This window comes from Paenibacillus alginolyticus DSM 5050 = NBRC 15375, from assembly GCF_000422905.1.
Taxonomy (GTDB): Bacteria; Bacillota; Bacilli; order Paenibacillales; family NBRC-103111; genus Paenibacillus_E; species Paenibacillus_E alginolyticus.
Window position 1 is genome coordinate 118493 of the sequence record NZ_KE383949.1, and the last position, 15874, is coordinate 134366.

Genomic DNA, 15874 nt, shown 5'->3' on the forward strand with positions numbered 1-15874 from the left:
CCACACCACCGCCCCCGACTTCGAACTATATACATCAATAATAAAGCACTTCGAAACTTTTTACTCTTTCTTTCTGAGTAAAAGGGATAGTGCAAATAGGAAGATAAACAAAACCCGCCACTCAGCTGAAACAGCTTGAATCGCGGGTATGTTGTATTATTTATCCGCAAGTACAGTTCAGGACAGGCTTGCGGGCAGCAAGCGCTTCGTCCATACGGCTGACGACGGTGGTATAGGGTGCGTTTTTGACAAGATCCGGGTTTTCTTCGACCTCTTTGGAGATGGCGATCATCGTGTCAATGAATTCGTCCAAGGTTTGTTTGCTTTCGGTTTCTGTCGGCTCGATCATGATGCATTCTTCAACGCTGAGCGGGAAGTAGATCGTTGGCGGGTGGTAGCCGAAATCGAGTAATCTTTTGGCAATATCGAGTGTTCGTACACCGAGCTTCTTCTGGCGATTGCCGGAAAGTACGAATTCGTGCTTACAGAAACGAGGGTGAGGCACATCAAAGTATGGTGTCAATCTAGCCAGCATATAGTTTGCATTCAAGACGGCATACTCGGATACTTTTCGTAAGCCTTCTGGACCGAGTGTACGAATATAGGTATACGCGCGGACGAGGATGCCGAAGTTGCCGTAAAAGCCTTTGACGCGGCCGATCGTTTGCGGGTAGTTGTAATCGAAATAAAAGCTGCCGTCTTCGCGCTTCGCAACGAGCGGAGTGGGTAAGAACGGGATCAGCTTTTCTTTGACGCCAACGGGGCCTGCTCCTGGTCCGCCTCCGCCGTGCGGGGTACTCATGGTTTTGTGCAGATTGAGATGCACGACGTCGAAGCCCATGTCGCCGGGGCGAGTGATGCCCATAATGGCGTTGGCGTTAGCGCCGTCATAGTAGAGCAGTCCGCCTGCGGCATGCACGATCTCAGCGATCTCGATAATTTGTTCTTCGAACAAACCGAGCGTGTTCGGATTCGTTAGCATTAACGCTGCGGTATCGGGACCAACGGCTTTGCGAAGCTCATCGAGATTCACGAGGCCGCGCTCGTTGGATTTAATAGTTATCGTTTCGAAACCTGCGACGGTAGCGCTGGCAGGGTTAGTGCCGTGCGCGGAGTCGGGACAGATGACTTTGGTCCGCTTCTCGCCGCGGCTCGCATGGTAGGAACGAATCATCATTAGTCCGGTCCACTCGCCATGAGCGCCAGCCGCCGGCTGCAGGGTTACGCGGTCCATGCCGGTTAGGGCTTCAAGGTCATTTTGGAGATTGTAGAGCAGCTCCATTGCGCCTTGCAGTGATTCTTCCGGTTGGTACGGATGTATTTTGGCGAAGCCAGGGAAGCGGGCTACGTCTTCGTTGATTTTTGGGTTGTATTTCATCGTACACGAGCCGAGTGGATAAAAGCCGTTGTCGATACCGAAGTTACGACGGGAAAGAGCCGTATAATGACGGATGACGTCTACTTCATACACTTCTGGCAGGTCAGGCTCATTCTGGCGCCTAAACTTGGCTGGCAGAAGATCGTTCAAATTGACATCTGGCACATCGGATTCAGGCAGTGAATAGCCGACACGACCCGGATGGCTCATTTCAAAGATGAGCGCTTTGCCGTCTGATTTCACGTTTACGTTGTTTTCGCTCATACGAGTTCCTCCAGTGCAGCTGCGAAGGCATCGATATCTTCGCGCGTTCTTTGCTCTGTGACGGCAATAAGCATATGGCCGGCGAGCTCGGGGTAGTCGCGGCCGAGGTCGTAGCCGCCGATGATGTTATGCTTCAGGAGCTTACTGTTCAGCTCCTGCACGTTCGTGCCGTCCGGTAGCTTGACGGCAAATTCATTGAAGAAGCTGCCTGCGAATGGCAGCGAGAATTTAGTAGACGCGGTTAGACGGTTCGCCGCGTAGTGGGCTTTCTGGACGCCCAGCTTACCAACGTCTTGGATGCCTTGCTTGCCCATCGTGGACAAGTACACAGATGCACAAAGCGCGAGAAGCGCTTGGTTGGAGCAAATGTTCGACGTGGCTTTTTCACGTCGGATGTGCTGCTCCCGCGCTTGGAGTGTAAGGACGAAACCGCGTTTGCCATCGCGGTCAACGGTTTGGCCCACGATGCGCCCAGGCATTCGGCGCATCCAGCTCTCGGCGACGGCGAAGTAGCCGCACGTCGGCCCGCCCAGCGCAGCTGGGATACCGAGCGGCTGGCAGTCGCCGACGACGATGTCAGCGCCGAGCTTGCCCGGCGCCTCGAGCAGCCCGAGCGTGAGCGGATTCGCGCTCACGACGAGCAGTGCGCCCGCGCCGTGCGCGAGGGGCTCAGCGGCCCCGATATCCTCCAAGCAGCCGAAGAAATTCGGCGATTGGAGGATGACAGCAGCCGCGTCGTCGCTGAGCTTGGAAGTGAGGTCTTCGAAATCGGTCACGCCCTCTGGCGTGAGGCCAATCTCGACCACTTCCAAGTTCAGCCCGCGGGCGGTGGTGCGCAAGATCGCGCGCGCTTCCGGGTGCACCGCTTTCGAGACGAGCAGACGGCTGCGCTTCGTCGCTCCGCTGGCCAAGGCGCCGGCTTCGGCCAGCGCCGTTGCGCCATCGTACATCGAGGCGTTCGCTACGGCCATGCCGGTGAGCTCACAGATGTACGACTGAAACTCGAATATCGCCTGCAGCTCACCTTGGCTGATTTCCGGTTGGTAGGGCGTATACGCTGTGTAGAACTCTGAGCGCGAGATGACATGATTGATCACCACCGGAAGGTGATGATCGTAGATGCCAGCGCCGAGGAAGCTGGCATACCGGTCGAAGTCGGCGTTGCGGCTCGCCAGACCGCGCATATAGCGCAGCAGTCCTTGCTCATCCAGCGCCTTTGATACGTTCAGTTCGCCTTGAAAGCGAACCTTTTGAGGTATATCTTGAAACATCTCCTCCATGGATGAGATGCCGATGGTTTCCAGCATTTCTTTCTGATCCTGTTCCGTAATTGGCAAATAGCGGTGCTTCATGATGGGGGCTTGCTCCTCTCCTGAGACGAATGGCTTACGATTTTCTTTTGTAAAACGGGGTGGCAACGACCTTAGCTTTGACCTGCGCTCCTCTAATCTCAACATTCAATTCCGTGCCCAGCGTACTGTAAGCGGAATCGATTAAAGCTAAGCCCACATTCGTTTTGAAAGTAGGAGATTGTGTCCCTGTCGTGACTTCACCGATCTGTTGACCATCCGTATTGAAAACGGCATAATGCGGACGCGGAATGCCGCGTTCGACCATTTCGATGCCAACGAGCTTGCGAGGTGTACCGTTTGCCTTTTGACCAGCGATCACGTCACGACCTATGAAATCTCCCTTATCCAGCTTCACAAAAAACGAAAGTCCAGCCTCTAGCGGTGAAATATCCTTGGAAAGCTCCTGCCCGTAAAGGGGGAGACGAGCTTCAAAGCGTAACGTATCACGAGCGCCTAAGCCTGCTGGTACGAGACCATGCTCTTGACCTGCTCCAAGAAGCAGCTTCCACAGCTTTACAGCATCCTTTTGATCGACATAGAGCTCGAAGCCATCTTCACCTGTGTATCCGGTACGAGATAGGAGTGCTTTAATCCCAGCAACATCCGCCTCAGGAAGGAAGCGAAACGTTTTCAAAGATTGGATAGGCGCGTCTGTAAGTTTAGCTAAAATCAGTTCCGCATGCGGTCCTTGCAGCGCGAGCATTGCCGTTTCATCTGAAATGTTGACTAATTCCACACGACCCGTGAGGTTCTGCTGCATCCAGTCCACATCTTTATCGATATTTGATGCATTGATGACCAACATGTAGTTGTTATCACCAAGTTTGTAAACGAGGAGATCGTCTACAACGCCACCAGTCGGATAACACATAAGGCTATATTGGCATTGGCCTGCTTCCAGCTTGGATACATCATTCGTTGTTATTTTTTGCAGAAAAGGAAGGGCGTCTTCTCCGTTGACTCGGACTTCCCCCATATGGGAAACATCAAAAAGCCCGGCCTGCTGCCTGACGGCGTCGTGCTCTTTCTGAATACCAGCGAACTGCACGGGCAGCTCCCAGCCTCCAAAATCAATGACTCGCGCTCCATGCTCCGCATAAATCGGGAAGAGCGGTGTTCGTTTTAGCATGCTCGTAACCTCACCTTCGATTGTTGACACTGCTATTTTGCCCGAAATATAAGCCAGAAAATGCAAAAAAGAGCAAAAAGTATGCAACACAAACATACCTTTTGCCCTGTCCTTTTTACCTGAGAGTTACCTCGCTGGACCAAACGTCCGTCAAGTTTCCCCTTGGGTGTTCGTTTTCCCGCTGTTCGCGGAAATTCGAAGCTCTCCAGAGTTGCGTCCGATACAGGTCCTTTTGCCTGAGAGATTCACCGTACTGGGCTTACTCCTTCGGCGCCGCGAGCTTGCCCTGCGGTCTCTCCCTATACCATCATTCGCCAATATTCAATTTAATTTATAGTATTATTATGTGCCCAAATTGGTGTGAATTGTCAACTGCAACTTTTGAAAAGTGAGACTTGCCGCCTTAGTCCGGCCGTGTTGGCAAAATTTACTGCGACCGCCTTGACTTTGATGTTCCCATTAGATTAAGCTAAAAGCAAAATTTGCTGGTAAGCGAGGCGTTTAACGATGAGTGAAGTACAAGCCAATTTATTTTACACCAAAGAGCATGAGTGGGTAGAGAAGCTGTCGGATACAGTAGTTCGCGTAGGCATTACTGATTTTGCCCAAGATCAATTGGGGGATATTGTGTTTGTGGAGCTTCCTAAAGTCGGAACATCCGTTACCGCGAATGAAAGCATTGGCAGTGTGGAATCGGTTAAAACGGTTTCGGATATTTTCTCGCCCGTTTCGGGCAAAGTAACAGCAGTAAATAGTTCCTTGGAAGGTTCACCTGAGTTGGTAAACAGTGCACCATTCAGTGAAGGTTGGATGGTTGAAGTCGAAGTTACAGGTGCTGAAGCTTTGGAAGGCTTACTTACACCAGCTGAATATGCATCTTACATCGGTAACGACTAGTAAAGAGTGACTTTGGTCTCCAACCAAACGTTTCGAATAAGGAGAGACTTTGGTCCCAACCAAAGGTCCCTATATTAGGATGGAGGTTATCTCATGTTATTTGGGCAAAAGCCACAGGAACAGAATGACCGTGTTCCCCCTGGCCAAACGCTGACACAAGGCTGGCCTGTGCTTCATTACGGATCCGTGCCTTACTATAATGATATGAGCAAATGGAATCTGCGTCTCTTTGGCTTGGTTGAGGAAGAGTTCCAGATCTCGTACAAAGACTTCATGGCTCTTCCGCGCAAAGAGTTCGCAAACGACATTCACTGCGTAACTACATGGTCCAAGCTGGACAATGTATGGGAAGGCATTGCTGTTTCTGAGCTTATGAGCAAAGTGAGGCTGAAGCCGGAAGCCACACATGTTATGCTGCATGCGGAGCATGGCTGGACGACGAATCTTCCGCTCGAGGACTTCCTTCGTGAGACATCTTTTCTGGGCATCAGACACAATGGTGAGCTGCTGACACCTGACCACGGGGCCCCGGTTCGCATGGTCGTGCCGCATCTTTACTTCTGGAAAAGCGCGAAGTGGCTGCGCGGCATCGAGTTTATGCCGAAGGATAAGCCGGGCTTTTGGGAGCGGAATGGGTACCATATGTACGGCGATCCCTTCAAGGAGCAGCGATACGATTTCGATTAAATACTTAATGGCTATGGGGCTGTCTTAAAAGTCAATTGACTTTGAGACAGCTTTTTGTGTTTTTTTGTGTTAGGGGAGAAGGCGAAGCTACTCCATCTACCGCAAAATCGCCTATATTGGGCTCAATTGTTGTACATGATGCAACAATGAAGGGAGAGAGGCGGGATTTGGGCAGCAATTGTTGCACATTCTACAACAACATCTAACATATGGGTTCACTCATCCTGCAACATCAAGTAACGATGGATTCCAATCCCTACACTTCATTTTGTTCGGATGGTTAGCAATGCCGTGAATCGACTAAATGATCAGATTATCGCCTCGTCCCTAGAGGTGGGAGACTAGTCAAAAGTTGAGGGCTTGTGAGTTTTTTGTGAGTATGAAATGATAGGATCAATTGCATGACTTTGCATGCATGACAGGGAAAGAGGACACTATCGTGAATAATTTTCGCCAGTTTATTGGCATTGGCATCATTCTATCTCTCTCAATCCTATTATTTATAGCTATTTATTCGCATACAGTACCAAATAGGGATTCACAGCTTGCCAAGCAGGGAGTGCTGGATTTAAGGGGTTGGGATTTTCACAAGCAAGGGCTGGTTGCTCTCGACGGCGAGTGGGAGTTTTATGAGGGGAAGCTGCTCGAACCTGCTGATTTTAGCGAGGCTGTGCGGAGCGATGCTACTTATCTATTTGTCCCAGGCACATGGGAAGGTAAAAAGAAAGATGGCGGCATGAGCAGAAAAGGCTTTGGAACTTATCGGCTTAAAGTGCTGGTAGATAATAACGATGATATCTATGGTTTAAAAGTAAGAAGTGTTCGTATGTCTCACAGCTTGTATATCGATGGCAAATTAGAGGGCGGGAGCGGAAGTCCGGCCATTGTCAAAGAAGCGAACATTTCCGGCAATACGCCGTACAGCACTTTTTTTCATGCGCAAGGCAAAGAAATCGAGATCATTATCCAAGTGGCCAATTATGAATTTACCAACGGCGGTATAATCAACTCCATCCAGTTCGGATGGCATGGAGATATTACGAAGCTGAATAGCTTATTGATCGGCAGTGATCTGGCTTACGCGCTCATTTTTGTCATGTTTGGCGCCTATCATCTCAGTCTCTATGTTTTGCGTAACAGAGAAAAGACGTACTTGTACAGCGGGATGTATTTGTTTTCCCTTGCGCTCATTCAATTGCTGTTTGGCGAGAAATTGCTTCAAAGGCTCATACCGGAAATACCTTTTTATGTTGTCTATAAATCGCTGGATCTAAGCGAATTTCTTAGTTCTGTGCTAAGTATTCTATTCTTCAGTTCCATGGACGGCAGACTGATCTCGCATCGAATGAAGATTGCTTTAATTTCTCCGAATGTCGTTTACATAGCGGCGATTCTCGTGCTTCCCTATTCGCTTTATAATGAAGTGAGAGGTATATTTTTTCTTTACATGGCGCTGGTCCCTCTTTATTTGCTTGGCAGAATGATTTATTTATTCGGAACTAGCCCGAAGGGAACATCGGAACGAAAAGAGCTTTTGCTTTTCATCGGCGTCATCATTTCATTGTTGATTTTTTTGGTCGACGGGACTCTTTATGCGGAAAATATGATATCGACGGATTTACGAGGAAAAGCTGCCGTGATCGGTTTCATATCTTTAATGAATCTTTTACTAGCTGCCCGTTTAACGACGGCCTATACAAAGACGGAAACACTGACGCATCAATTGACGATTTCCAATCAACTGAAGGACGAGTTCTTAATGCACACGTCGCATGAAGTCAAGACACCGCTGCACGGCATTATGAACATCACCTCGTACCTGCTGGATGATGATGAGCGGAATTTATCCGCCAAGCAAAAGCAAAATCTATGGCTGATCAAGGATACCTCGGTGAAGCTATCGATGCTGATGCGCGATTTAATTGATGTTACGAGGCTTAAGCAAGGTGAGCTGCGTATGCATATGACGGTCGTCGATATGAGATCAGTGACTCAAATTGTGTTTGACGTCTTGCATTTCGAGCTGGCGGGCAAAGAGGTCATGCTGGAGAATCAGGTTCCTCCGAACGTATGGGTGCATGCCGACGAGAGCCGCTTGCGGCAATTGTTGTACAACCTGATCCATAATGCGATTAAGCATACCGAAAAAGGGACTATTACCGTCACGTCTGTCGTAGTCGGAGACATGATCCGCATATCCGTCACCGATACGGGCATTGGTATTGTTGAGGAACGGCGATCGAACATTTTTGAATATTTTGAGCAGCTCGATCAGGTTCTGCCGGATGACGGCTACACGGGAATGGGCGTGGGCTTGTATATTAGCCGTAAATTGATCGAACGAATGGAAGGGCAAATTTGGGTTGACTGGTCTGAGGTGAATGTCGGCACGCGTATGGTGTTTACGTTGAAGCACATGGCGAATTATACTGCTGCAGATGAGGCTGCCGCCATGAATGAAACTACGGTGCCGAGAATGTCGGAAAGTAAATCTTCATTGGATCTTCTGGAACAACATGCACATACGATTCTTATCGTGGACGACGAGGCTTCCAACATCCATACGCTGCTGAATATTTTGAAAAGACACAGGTATAACGTGATTACAGCCTTCTCGGCCAAAGAAGCTTTGGTCAAAATCAAGGCTTATGCACAGATCGACCTCGTCATTCTGGATGTCATGATGCCTGATATATCGGGGATCGAGCTTTGCCGCATGCTGCGATTTCATTATTCGATCCTCGATTTGCCGATATTGTTTGCAACGGTCAAGGATACTTCACAGGATATCGCAATCGGCTTCAGGGCGGGGGCGAACGATTATTTGACCAAACCGTTTGAGGCGGAGCCGCTTATTGCCCGCATTCAGACGCTGATTGCGATGAAGACGTCCATCCAAGAGGCGATTCGCAATGAGCTGGCGTTTCACCAAGCGCAGATCAAGCCCCATTTTCTGTATAATGCGCTTAGCAGCGTAATTTCATTTTGTTATACGGATGGGGAGAAAGCAGCCTATTTGCTGTCTCAATTAAGCCAGTATTTGCGTTATATTCTCGATATGGACCGCAACGATTTGTTTGTCAGTGTGAGCCGGGAGCTGGAGCTGATCGAGGCTTATGTCGAGATCGAGAAAGCCCGTTTTGGCGATCGGTTTGATTTTATATGTTACATTGACGAGAGTCTGAAGCATATGCCGATTCCTTCTTTAAGCATCCAGCCTTTTGTGGAGAACTCGATTCGTCACGGATTATTTGAAAAGGAAGGGTTCGGAACAGTTACGTTGACCATCCAGGAAGGAGACCGTCATCTGCAAATTATCGTTCAAGACGACGGGGTCGGAATGGATGACGATCTGCTCTATGGTCTTGTCAGCGGCAAACAGGGTGTAGGCGGCATTGGCATCTCGAATATTCGCAGAAGATTGGATTCGATACCCGGGGCTACGTGGAATGTTGATTCAGCATTGGGGCGGGGCACCAAGGTGACGATATATTTACCTCTGGCCGGGAGCAGTGATGAGGCATAATCATAGACAAGAAAGGAGGAGGGGCAATTGTTTAGGGTTGTGATTGTAGAAGATGAGAAGCCGATTCTCGAATTGATGAAAGTCATTATTGGGCGAAATCCGCATTGCACGATTGTGGGCACTTTCAGCAATCCGCTGGAGGCTGTATCCAGTTTGCCCGAACTCCGGCCGGATATTGCGTTCCTGGATGTGGAAATGCCCAGAATGAACGGGCTTGAGCTGGCAATGAAATTAAACGAGCGGCAGGGCCATACGAAAATTGTATTTACAACAGCTTACAAAGAGTACGCCTTGGAAGCTTTCCAAGTCTATGCCTTTGATTATATTTTAAAGCCAGTAACACCGGCGTCTATTGAGCGGATAACGAATCGCCTCCTGAAATTGATGCGTCCGGCCGATCAGACGGAGCAGATGGAGCAGCAAATTCGCCATGCATCGATTCGATGCTTTGGCGGATTCGAAGTCAAGAACCCGGACGGCGTGCTGGTTCACTGGCCTACGCGGAAGACGGAGGAACTGTTCGCATTTTTCCTATGCCATCCGCGACAGAATGTTAGCAAGTGGCATCTGGCCGATATTTTATGGCCGGATATGTTGGAGGACAGGGCTTCGCACAATCTTCACAATACGATTTACCGGCTGAAGAAGCTGATGAAAGAACAAGAAATCGGCATGGACATCGTCAAAACGAATGAAGGCTACATGCTGGATACGCAGGATGTGCGGTACGACCTACTGGAATTTCAGAGCTGCGAGGCGGTGCAAGCGGACGGCAAGCAGGATGTGGCGCAAGCGGATCGATTGTTTGCGATGTATCGCGGTACTCTGTTGGAGCGTAAGGATTTCTTATGGAAGTCCAAGTTAGAGGAAGGTTATGCTAAACAATATACGGCTCTGGTTCGTGGTTTGGTGGGCCGTGATGTGGCCGCACAAGAATGGGGCAAAGCGGAACAAAAGCTGGACATGTATCTCTCCATCGTTCCCTTGAATGAGGAAATGAATCAATTGTTAATGGATGTGTATGCAAGCAGCGGCAGGAGAGAACGAATCGTTAAGCATTATGCAAGTTTTGAAGAGCTGTACCGGAGAGAGCTTGGGATTGAGCCGCCGAAGGAAATGAGTGCCAAAGCGGCGGCTTATGTGGAAACAGGCAACTAAAGTGAATTTAACAAGGCAGGGAGAAGATCTCCTTGTCTTTTTTTGTCTTTTTTTAGTCTTGTAATTGATCGTTTGTGAGAATCTTGTGAGAAGCGTCTGGTAACATGCAAGAATAGTGAGTATTTTGTCATATTTTGGGTGGTGTAATGGGTAAATAGAACTATTTTCTGTAATTGATTAGCACTAATCCATTTGCAAGGAGGAAAACACGTTGAGACAGAAACGGATGAGAAGAAAGAAAGACAAGATGAAGAAGAAATATTCTTACATGGTCGCGATGCTGGCCGTGATGGGCATTCATGCGGCTGTGGCGAACAAGGCTGAGGCCAAAGCGCCTTGGGCGGATGATAATTTTCTTCAATATGTGAATTACAGCAGCTCGGATTCAAAGGTAACGACGAAAAGAGATTACACATATGATGAAAAAAATCTGCAAACGAATCTGCAGTATAAACCCAAATTCTCCAACAATCTGGCGCTATGGCCCGGCTCCGGCGACGATGGATGGGCACTCGGAGGCGTCGTATCCGCTTCGGATTTGCCATATCCCTTGTCGGATATTGCCAAGCTGAAGCACTTGAAATATAGAGTAACGATGAATACAAGAATTGATGATAACGATCATATGATTCTGATGACAAATGGAACCGTACTCGAACGGGATAAAGATAGCGGCGATGCTGGTATGGCCAAAGTTTATACCATGACGTCGCAGGAAACGGATTTTATTCCGGATAGGAATGTCATTCAATTTGTATTAGATGACGTGAATACCCCGCTAAGCAGAATTGAGAGCATTCACATGTCCGTTTTTGATACGGAAGGGCCTCGATTACAAAATATCACCTTACCGAACGCCGGAAACGGTAAGTTCCATTTGGGCCAGTCGCTTGATATTGTTCTTCATTTCGAGGAGCCTGTGAATATTGACGCTTCCTTCGAATTACCGATGAATACACGCAAGAAGGCCAAATATGTTTCAGGCGACGGGACAAAAGACATTACCTTCCGTTATACGGTCGAAGCCGATGATATGACACGCAGCGACATTGGCAAGCAGCCTTATAATCAAGGCAAATACTTGGGCATTGGAACTAGAACGCCAAGTGAGTGGGATGCAAACCAAGGAGGGGACGATAAAATTGGAGGCTTGCTGCCGCCAAACGTAAAGGACCTTTCGGACAATCCGATGGAGAGCAGTACATCCGGGAATCCCTACAATTGGAAAAGTAATTACGACGTGAATTATAACCAATCCCCAGGCGGCGCCAGCTACTTCAACCAGCTGGACAGTCTCAAACTGCAGGTCGACGGTATTGTGCCGATCATCAATAAAGTGGATGTCGCCACATCGACCGGAACCAAATATTTGAAAGCCGGCGATAAGCTTACAATTAAGCTGCAGTTGGACGATGTAGTCACCGGGACTAATGGCTACATTCAGTTCAACAACGGTAAGAAGGCCCTGTATAAATCCGGCAGCGGCACGAAAGAGGTTACTTACGAATACGTGGTACAGCCGGGCGATGAAGGAAATGAATTAGCCTATACCAATTTCATCGGCAATTTGGGAATAACGGATGACTTCGGCAATACGCCTATGGTGCAGAATGGCTACAATCCTCCGCTCGCTCTAGCGTCGGGTGAAGCGATCTGCGTCGATGCTGTGCTCCCTACAGTTGAGTTTATCCCGGACACCGACGGTACTTATGAGCGACAACATTCGGTCAAGTTGAATGTCGTTGAAAAAGGCTCCGGCCTGAAAGGCGATGTGCTTCAGTATGCTTGGGTGCAATCTCCTGATCAAAGCAGCGTTATTTGGGTGACCTATGGCATAATGGATGGCAAAATGCCTGCCGTTTCCAAAGACAAAGTGAACGGAGACTGGTATGTGACCGTCCTGATGCAGGACCGGGCCGGCAATATCAATCGGATCACGAGTCCGGCGATCAAGTTTGATAACATTTTACCGAGTTTATCGATTACGCCTAACGGTATGGATAAGTATCTCGGTGCGCTAACGCCGACAGTGGATGTAACCGATGAGCACGCAGGCGTGGACGATGCGCGATTGGAGTATCAATGGGTGTATCGAGACGATGAGGTCAGCGAAGCCAATTGGTTAGAATAAAGGAAAAGTTTGTCTGTGAGGGGTGGATTGCAGTGAAAAAAAGAATATTAGTTGTAGATGATGCCGCTTTTATGAGGGCTATGTTAAAAGATATACTCGTTAACTTGAATTATGAGGTTGTGGCGGAAGGCAGAAATGGTCATGAAGCCGTACATTTGTACAAGAGATATAAACCTGATTTAGTGACCCTGGACATCACAATGCCCGAAATGGATGGCATTGACGCACTTAAAGAAATTATACGATTCGATCACCAGGCAAAGGTGATTATGTGTTCGGCTATGGGACAACAAAAATTGGTTGTCGATTCGATTCAGGCGGGGGCAAAAGATTTTCTCGTCAAGCCTTTTAATAAGGATAGAATTGCTACAGCAATTGAAAGCGTAAACCTCTAAAAATTAGAAAAGTCCGTAAATAAATTTTTTACTAGCACTCATATCTGTCTCCCTTAACCGTACAGAGACACGTACATGAATTTGAAGGTAGCACGAAACTGGCTGAACAAGGCGTCTATTCAGATGGATCTGGTCCATCTGTTTTGTAGGACGCAGTGTTATGTTATATTATCCCAATAAACATAACCCAAAGGAGAATCAAGATGTCAACAGAAACGGGAACTAAAGAAAATCCTTGGAAATTAAAAACACCTCCTCAAACATCGGAATATGAAATGTATAAGGACGAAAAAGATGGAAAGGCAATTATCGTTTGCACGGTAGGTAAAACTGTTTTGCATTATGACTATCGCTGCGTGGATGACTTATATGTCATGCTCAAGGAACATGGTGACTGGATGGAACTAGGCAGTGCAGATGAGCAGAAACCTGCAAAAGAAGGTACCGTTGAAGCATGGGGCCGTTCACCAGAAAATCCAGTTGGTGGCTGGTATGGCTTGAAAAAAGGTTATCGCGGCCGATTCGGCATGTATGTACCTCCACTCATGGAGGAACTAGGACTTGCTGAAGTGGAACACAATCCGAGGAACAATCGTATGCGGGCCAAATAACAGGATTACCATTAAAATGGGGGACCAACACAGTTGGCACTCCATTTTATTATGATTAGTATTTTATTGTATAATCACACATGCCGAAATGAAATATTGCAAATTAAATTCCGATAAGTTACTATTACATTAGTAATTGATCAATAACTAATGTAACTTTAAAGGTGGAATGAATGATGACAAAGAATTCTCAAACGTCCGTTAATCGACGAGTAGATATCGTATCCGCGGCCATCGAAGTATTTGCTGAAATTGGCTATTACCGTGCAACGACTGCAAAAGTTGCGGAACGCGCACAAATTTCGCAGCCTTATGTTTTCCGGTTTTTTTCAACGAAAGAAGCACTGCTGCAAGAAGCGCTCGAAGTGTCTTGGACACGAATTCTTGAGGCTTTCCGCACGGTTATTGAGACCGTTGCTCCTGATCAGCTTGAGAAAGAACTGGTTGATGCTTATATTCATATTATGAAATCTTACCAAAATGAAACACTGCTGCAAATGCAAGCTCAAACGATTAAAGAGGATATGATCGCAGAGGTCATGCAGAAGGGATATCGGGATGTTCACCAGGTGGTTCTAGAAGCTTTTAAGCGTGCAGGCTTCGAAAAGCCTTATGAGAGAACCATGATTTTTCTGGCTAGAGGGATGTTGTGCAATATTTCAATGGCGCTGTCTGTACCAGAATTAATGCTGTTGGATGAATAAGCTGATTCTGGTGTTCGAGGGTTTTTGAGTAAAACGGAGTGAGTTGGCAGCTTGAGGATTACTTGCACATATTGGATGAGCGTTCTGACTAAGAAGACGGACATAAAGAGTTATATGGGTTCGAAAGTTATACGAGGATCAAACCATATTACTTACCAAATAGGGGACAGTACATTTTGCTTAGACTAAAGGCGATTCGTTTAATGAAGAGAAATGTCGTGTGGCTCATCCCGGTATTGATTCTTGGAACGGGTGCTTTTCCAGGTATTCTGGAAAGCGGTTGGTGGAATGCGTTACGCATTATTCTTTTTTTGATTATCATTTTTGTGTGTGGCTGGGACTGGTTTCGTGTGGTTCAGGAACAACATGAAGGCGAACAAATGTGATCCGAAGATCCAGCGTTTTGACTGTATGTAATAACCCCTACATGGGGTTTTTATTATTTATACCCTGACATAAGGCTGTCAGGGTATTTGCTATATGATAAAGGTAACACTTGAAAAGACGCAAGACCAGTGAAAAAGGAGACGATATCTATGACTCATCCTGCACTAGAAATGTACAATTACCACGTATGGGCGAACCAAACTATACTGAATCGTTTAAAAGAACTTCCACAAGACGTTTACAATAAGGAGATTCAAAGTGTTTTTTCTACGATATCCAAGGCGATCGCTCATATTTACTTGGTGGATGCATGCTGGTTAGACATTATTTCCGGTAAATGCATGAGGGAAGCAATGGCCGATTCAGCCCAAATGAATGTTGGCGTGGAGTCGAAAAGCATTGAGGAGATGGAGAAGATGTACGTCCAAATATCAGAGCGGTTTAAGACGCTTTTGAACCAACAGGAAAATATGGAGAAGAGGATTGTGCTCGATAATCCTTATACGAGACCGCGTGAAACCAGCTTATCTGAAATGGTTCTGCAGGTCGTCAATCACGCAACCTATCACCGCGGTAATATTACAGCTATGCTGCGTCAAATGGGGCATGCATCCGTGATGACCGAGTATGCGCTTTATTGGTACTCCTGAAAGGCTAACGGCTCTGTCGCAGTGGATGCGAACAGGGCTGTTTTGAGTTAATAACCTTAATTCATTGATGCGCCTTCAGTGAATATTTGGAAGGTAACACCGAACTTGTCTTTTACCTGTCCATATGATGGGCTAAAATGAGTTTCTTGGAGCTCCATAATGACTTGACCGCCGTCCTTCAAGGCATTATAGAACTTTTGTGACTTTTCCTTATCTTTCGATGTAATACAGATGGTCACGTTATCCCCTTTTTGAACAGTCTGACCTGGAAATGTATCGGAAAACATCAAGCTAGACTCGCCAACTTGCAACATTGCATGTCCAATACGCCCCTTAGCATCCTCCGGTAAAGGAAAATCTGGGTTAGCCGGCATCTCGCCGAAAGATTGCGTGAAAAGAACTTGGGCATCCAATGCCTTTTCATAGAATTGAATAGCTTCCTGTGCATTGCCATCCATTACTAGATATGCTGTTAATCTTACTGTCATTTAAATTTCCTCCTTGGTTTTTGCTTCACGCAAATAGGTTACCTCTTATTATTACCATAATTTCAATAAAAAATAAAGAACATTTGTTCGTATTTGAGGAAATCACACCTTTTCCTT

At 47.2% G+C, this 15874-nt stretch carries 14 protein-coding genes and 2 riboswitches; of the genes, 10 read left to right on the forward strand and 4 right to left on the reverse strand.

Annotated features, from left to right (window positions below):
- Window positions 1-160: 160 nt before the first annotated feature.
- The 3 genes from gcvPB to gcvT are packed head-to-tail and all read right to left on the reverse strand — an operon-like array spanning window position 161 to window position 4123.
- Window positions 161-1642 carry an aminomethyl-transferring glycine dehydrogenase subunit GcvPB gene (gene gcvPB, locus G519_RS0139745; protein WP_029199260.1) on the reverse strand — a complete coding sequence of 494 codons (1482 nt, stop codon included), beginning with the start codon at window positions 1640-1642 and terminating at the stop codon, window positions 161-163.
- Window positions 1639-2994 (reverse strand): aminomethyl-transferring glycine dehydrogenase subunit GcvPA, encoded by a 1356-nt coding sequence (gene gcvPA, locus G519_RS0139750; protein WP_029199261.1) that lies wholly within the window; start codon window positions 2992-2994, stop codon window positions 1639-1641. The genes gcvPB and gcvPA overlap by 4 nt, the downstream gene beginning before the upstream one ends.
- 34 nt (window positions 2995-3028) lie before the next feature.
- Window positions 3029-4123 carry a glycine cleavage system aminomethyltransferase GcvT gene (gcvT, locus tag G519_RS0139755; RefSeq protein ID WP_029199262.1) on the reverse strand — a complete coding sequence of 365 codons (1095 nt, stop codon included), beginning with the start codon at window positions 4121-4123 and terminating at the stop codon, window positions 3029-3031.
- 104 nt (window positions 4124-4227) lie between these two features.
- Window positions 4228-4334, reverse strand: a riboswitch (glycine riboswitch).
- A 3-nt stretch (window positions 4335-4337) separates the two neighbouring features.
- Window positions 4338-4434, reverse strand: a riboswitch (glycine riboswitch).
- 196 nt (window positions 4435-4630) lie between these two features.
- Here gcvT and gcvH point away from each other — a divergent pair.
- The 10 genes from gcvH to G519_RS0139805 all read left to right on the forward strand — a co-directional run bounded on the left by gcvH (window position 4631) and on the right by G519_RS0139805 (window position 15269).
- The gene (gcvH, locus tag G519_RS0139760; RefSeq protein WP_029199263.1) at window positions 4631-5020 is read left to right on the forward strand and encodes a glycine cleavage system protein GcvH; all 390 of its coding nucleotides are present in this window, start codon (window positions 4631-4633) and stop codon (window positions 5018-5020) included.
- 93 nt (window positions 5021-5113) lie between these two features.
- Entirely contained in the window at window positions 5114-5707 is a 594-nt protein-coding gene (locus G519_RS0139765; RefSeq protein WP_029199264.1) for a sulfite oxidase-like oxidoreductase, read from the forward strand.
- Window positions 5708-6146: 439 nt separating this feature from the next.
- Window positions 6147-9233, forward strand: a complete 3087-nt coding sequence (locus G519_RS0139770) for an ATP-binding protein (protein ID WP_307720130.1) — start codon at window positions 6147-6149, stop codon at window positions 9231-9233.
- Window positions 9234-9260: 27 nt separating this feature from the next.
- On the forward strand, window positions 9261-10391 hold the full coding sequence (locus G519_RS0139775; protein ID WP_029199266.1) for a response regulator: 1131 nt from the start codon (window positions 9261-9263) through the stop codon (window positions 10389-10391).
- Window positions 10392-10602: 211 nt separating this feature from the next.
- Window positions 10603-12522, forward strand: a complete 1920-nt coding sequence (locus G519_RS0139780; RefSeq protein WP_029199267.1) for a hypothetical protein — start codon at window positions 10603-10605, stop codon at window positions 12520-12522.
- A 32-nt stretch (window positions 12523-12554) separates the two neighbouring features.
- Complete coding sequence (locus tag G519_RS0139785; protein WP_029199268.1) at window positions 12555-12917, forward strand: response regulator; 363 nt, start codon at window positions 12555-12557, stop codon at window positions 12915-12917.
- Window positions 12918-13120: 203 nt separating this feature from the next.
- On the forward strand, window positions 13121-13528 hold the full coding sequence (locus G519_RS0139790; protein ID WP_029199269.1) for a DUF6855 family protein: 408 nt from the start codon (window positions 13121-13123) through the stop codon (window positions 13526-13528).
- 176 nt (window positions 13529-13704) lie between these two features.
- On the forward strand, window positions 13705-14232 hold the full coding sequence (locus G519_RS0139795) for a TetR/AcrR family transcriptional regulator (RefSeq protein WP_029199270.1): 528 nt from the start codon (window positions 13705-13707) through the stop codon (window positions 14230-14232).
- Window positions 14233-14408: 176 nt separating this feature from the next.
- Window positions 14409-14618 carry a hypothetical protein gene (locus G519_RS0139800; protein ID WP_029199271.1) on the forward strand — a complete coding sequence of 70 codons (210 nt, stop codon included), beginning with the start codon at window positions 14409-14411 and terminating at the stop codon, window positions 14616-14618.
- A 150-nt stretch (window positions 14619-14768) separates the two neighbouring features.
- Window positions 14769-15269 (forward strand): DinB family protein, encoded by a 501-nt coding sequence (locus G519_RS0139805; protein WP_029199272.1) that lies wholly within the window; start codon window positions 14769-14771, stop codon window positions 15267-15269.
- A 56-nt stretch (window positions 15270-15325) separates the two neighbouring features.
- On the opposite strand, the gene G519_RS0139810 is transcribed toward G519_RS0139805, so the two are convergent.
- Window positions 15326-15757: a VOC family protein gene (locus tag G519_RS0139810; RefSeq protein WP_029199273.1), complete on the reverse strand. Its 432-nt coding sequence runs from the start codon at window positions 15755-15757 to the stop codon at window positions 15326-15328.
- Window positions 15758-15874: the final 117 nt, after the last annotated feature.

Bases quoted from the DNA above. Each gene is read 5' to 3' on its own strand.
- gcvPB (WP_029199260.1), bottom strand. From the start codon at position 1,642: ATGAGCGAAAACAACGTAAACGTGAAATCAGACGGCAAAGCGCTCATC.
- gcvPA (WP_029199261.1), bottom strand. From the start codon at position 2,994: ATGAAGCACCGCTATTTGCCAATTACGGAACAGGATCAGAAAGAAATG.
- gcvT (WP_029199262.1), bottom strand. From the start codon at position 4,123: ATGCTAAAACGAACACCGCTCTTCCCGATTTATGCGGAGCATGGAGCG.
- gcvH (WP_029199263.1), top strand. From the start codon at position 4,631: ATGAGTGAAGTACAAGCCAATTTATTTTACACCAAAGAGCATGAGTGG.
- G519_RS0139765 (WP_029199264.1), top strand. From the start codon at position 5,114: ATGTTATTTGGGCAAAAGCCACAGGAACAGAATGACCGTGTTCCCCCT.
- G519_RS0139790 (WP_029199269.1), top strand. From the start codon at position 13,121: ATGTCAACAGAAACGGGAACTAAAGAAAATCCTTGGAAATTAAAAACA.
- G519_RS0139795 (WP_029199270.1), top strand. From the start codon at position 13,705: ATGACAAAGAATTCTCAAACGTCCGTTAATCGACGAGTAGATATCGTA.
- G519_RS0139805 (WP_029199272.1), top strand. From the start codon at position 14,769: ATGACTCATCCTGCACTAGAAATGTACAATTACCACGTATGGGCGAAC.
- G519_RS0139810 (WP_029199273.1), bottom strand. From the start codon at position 15,757: ATGACAGTAAGATTAACAGCATATCTAGTAATGGATGGCAATGCACAG.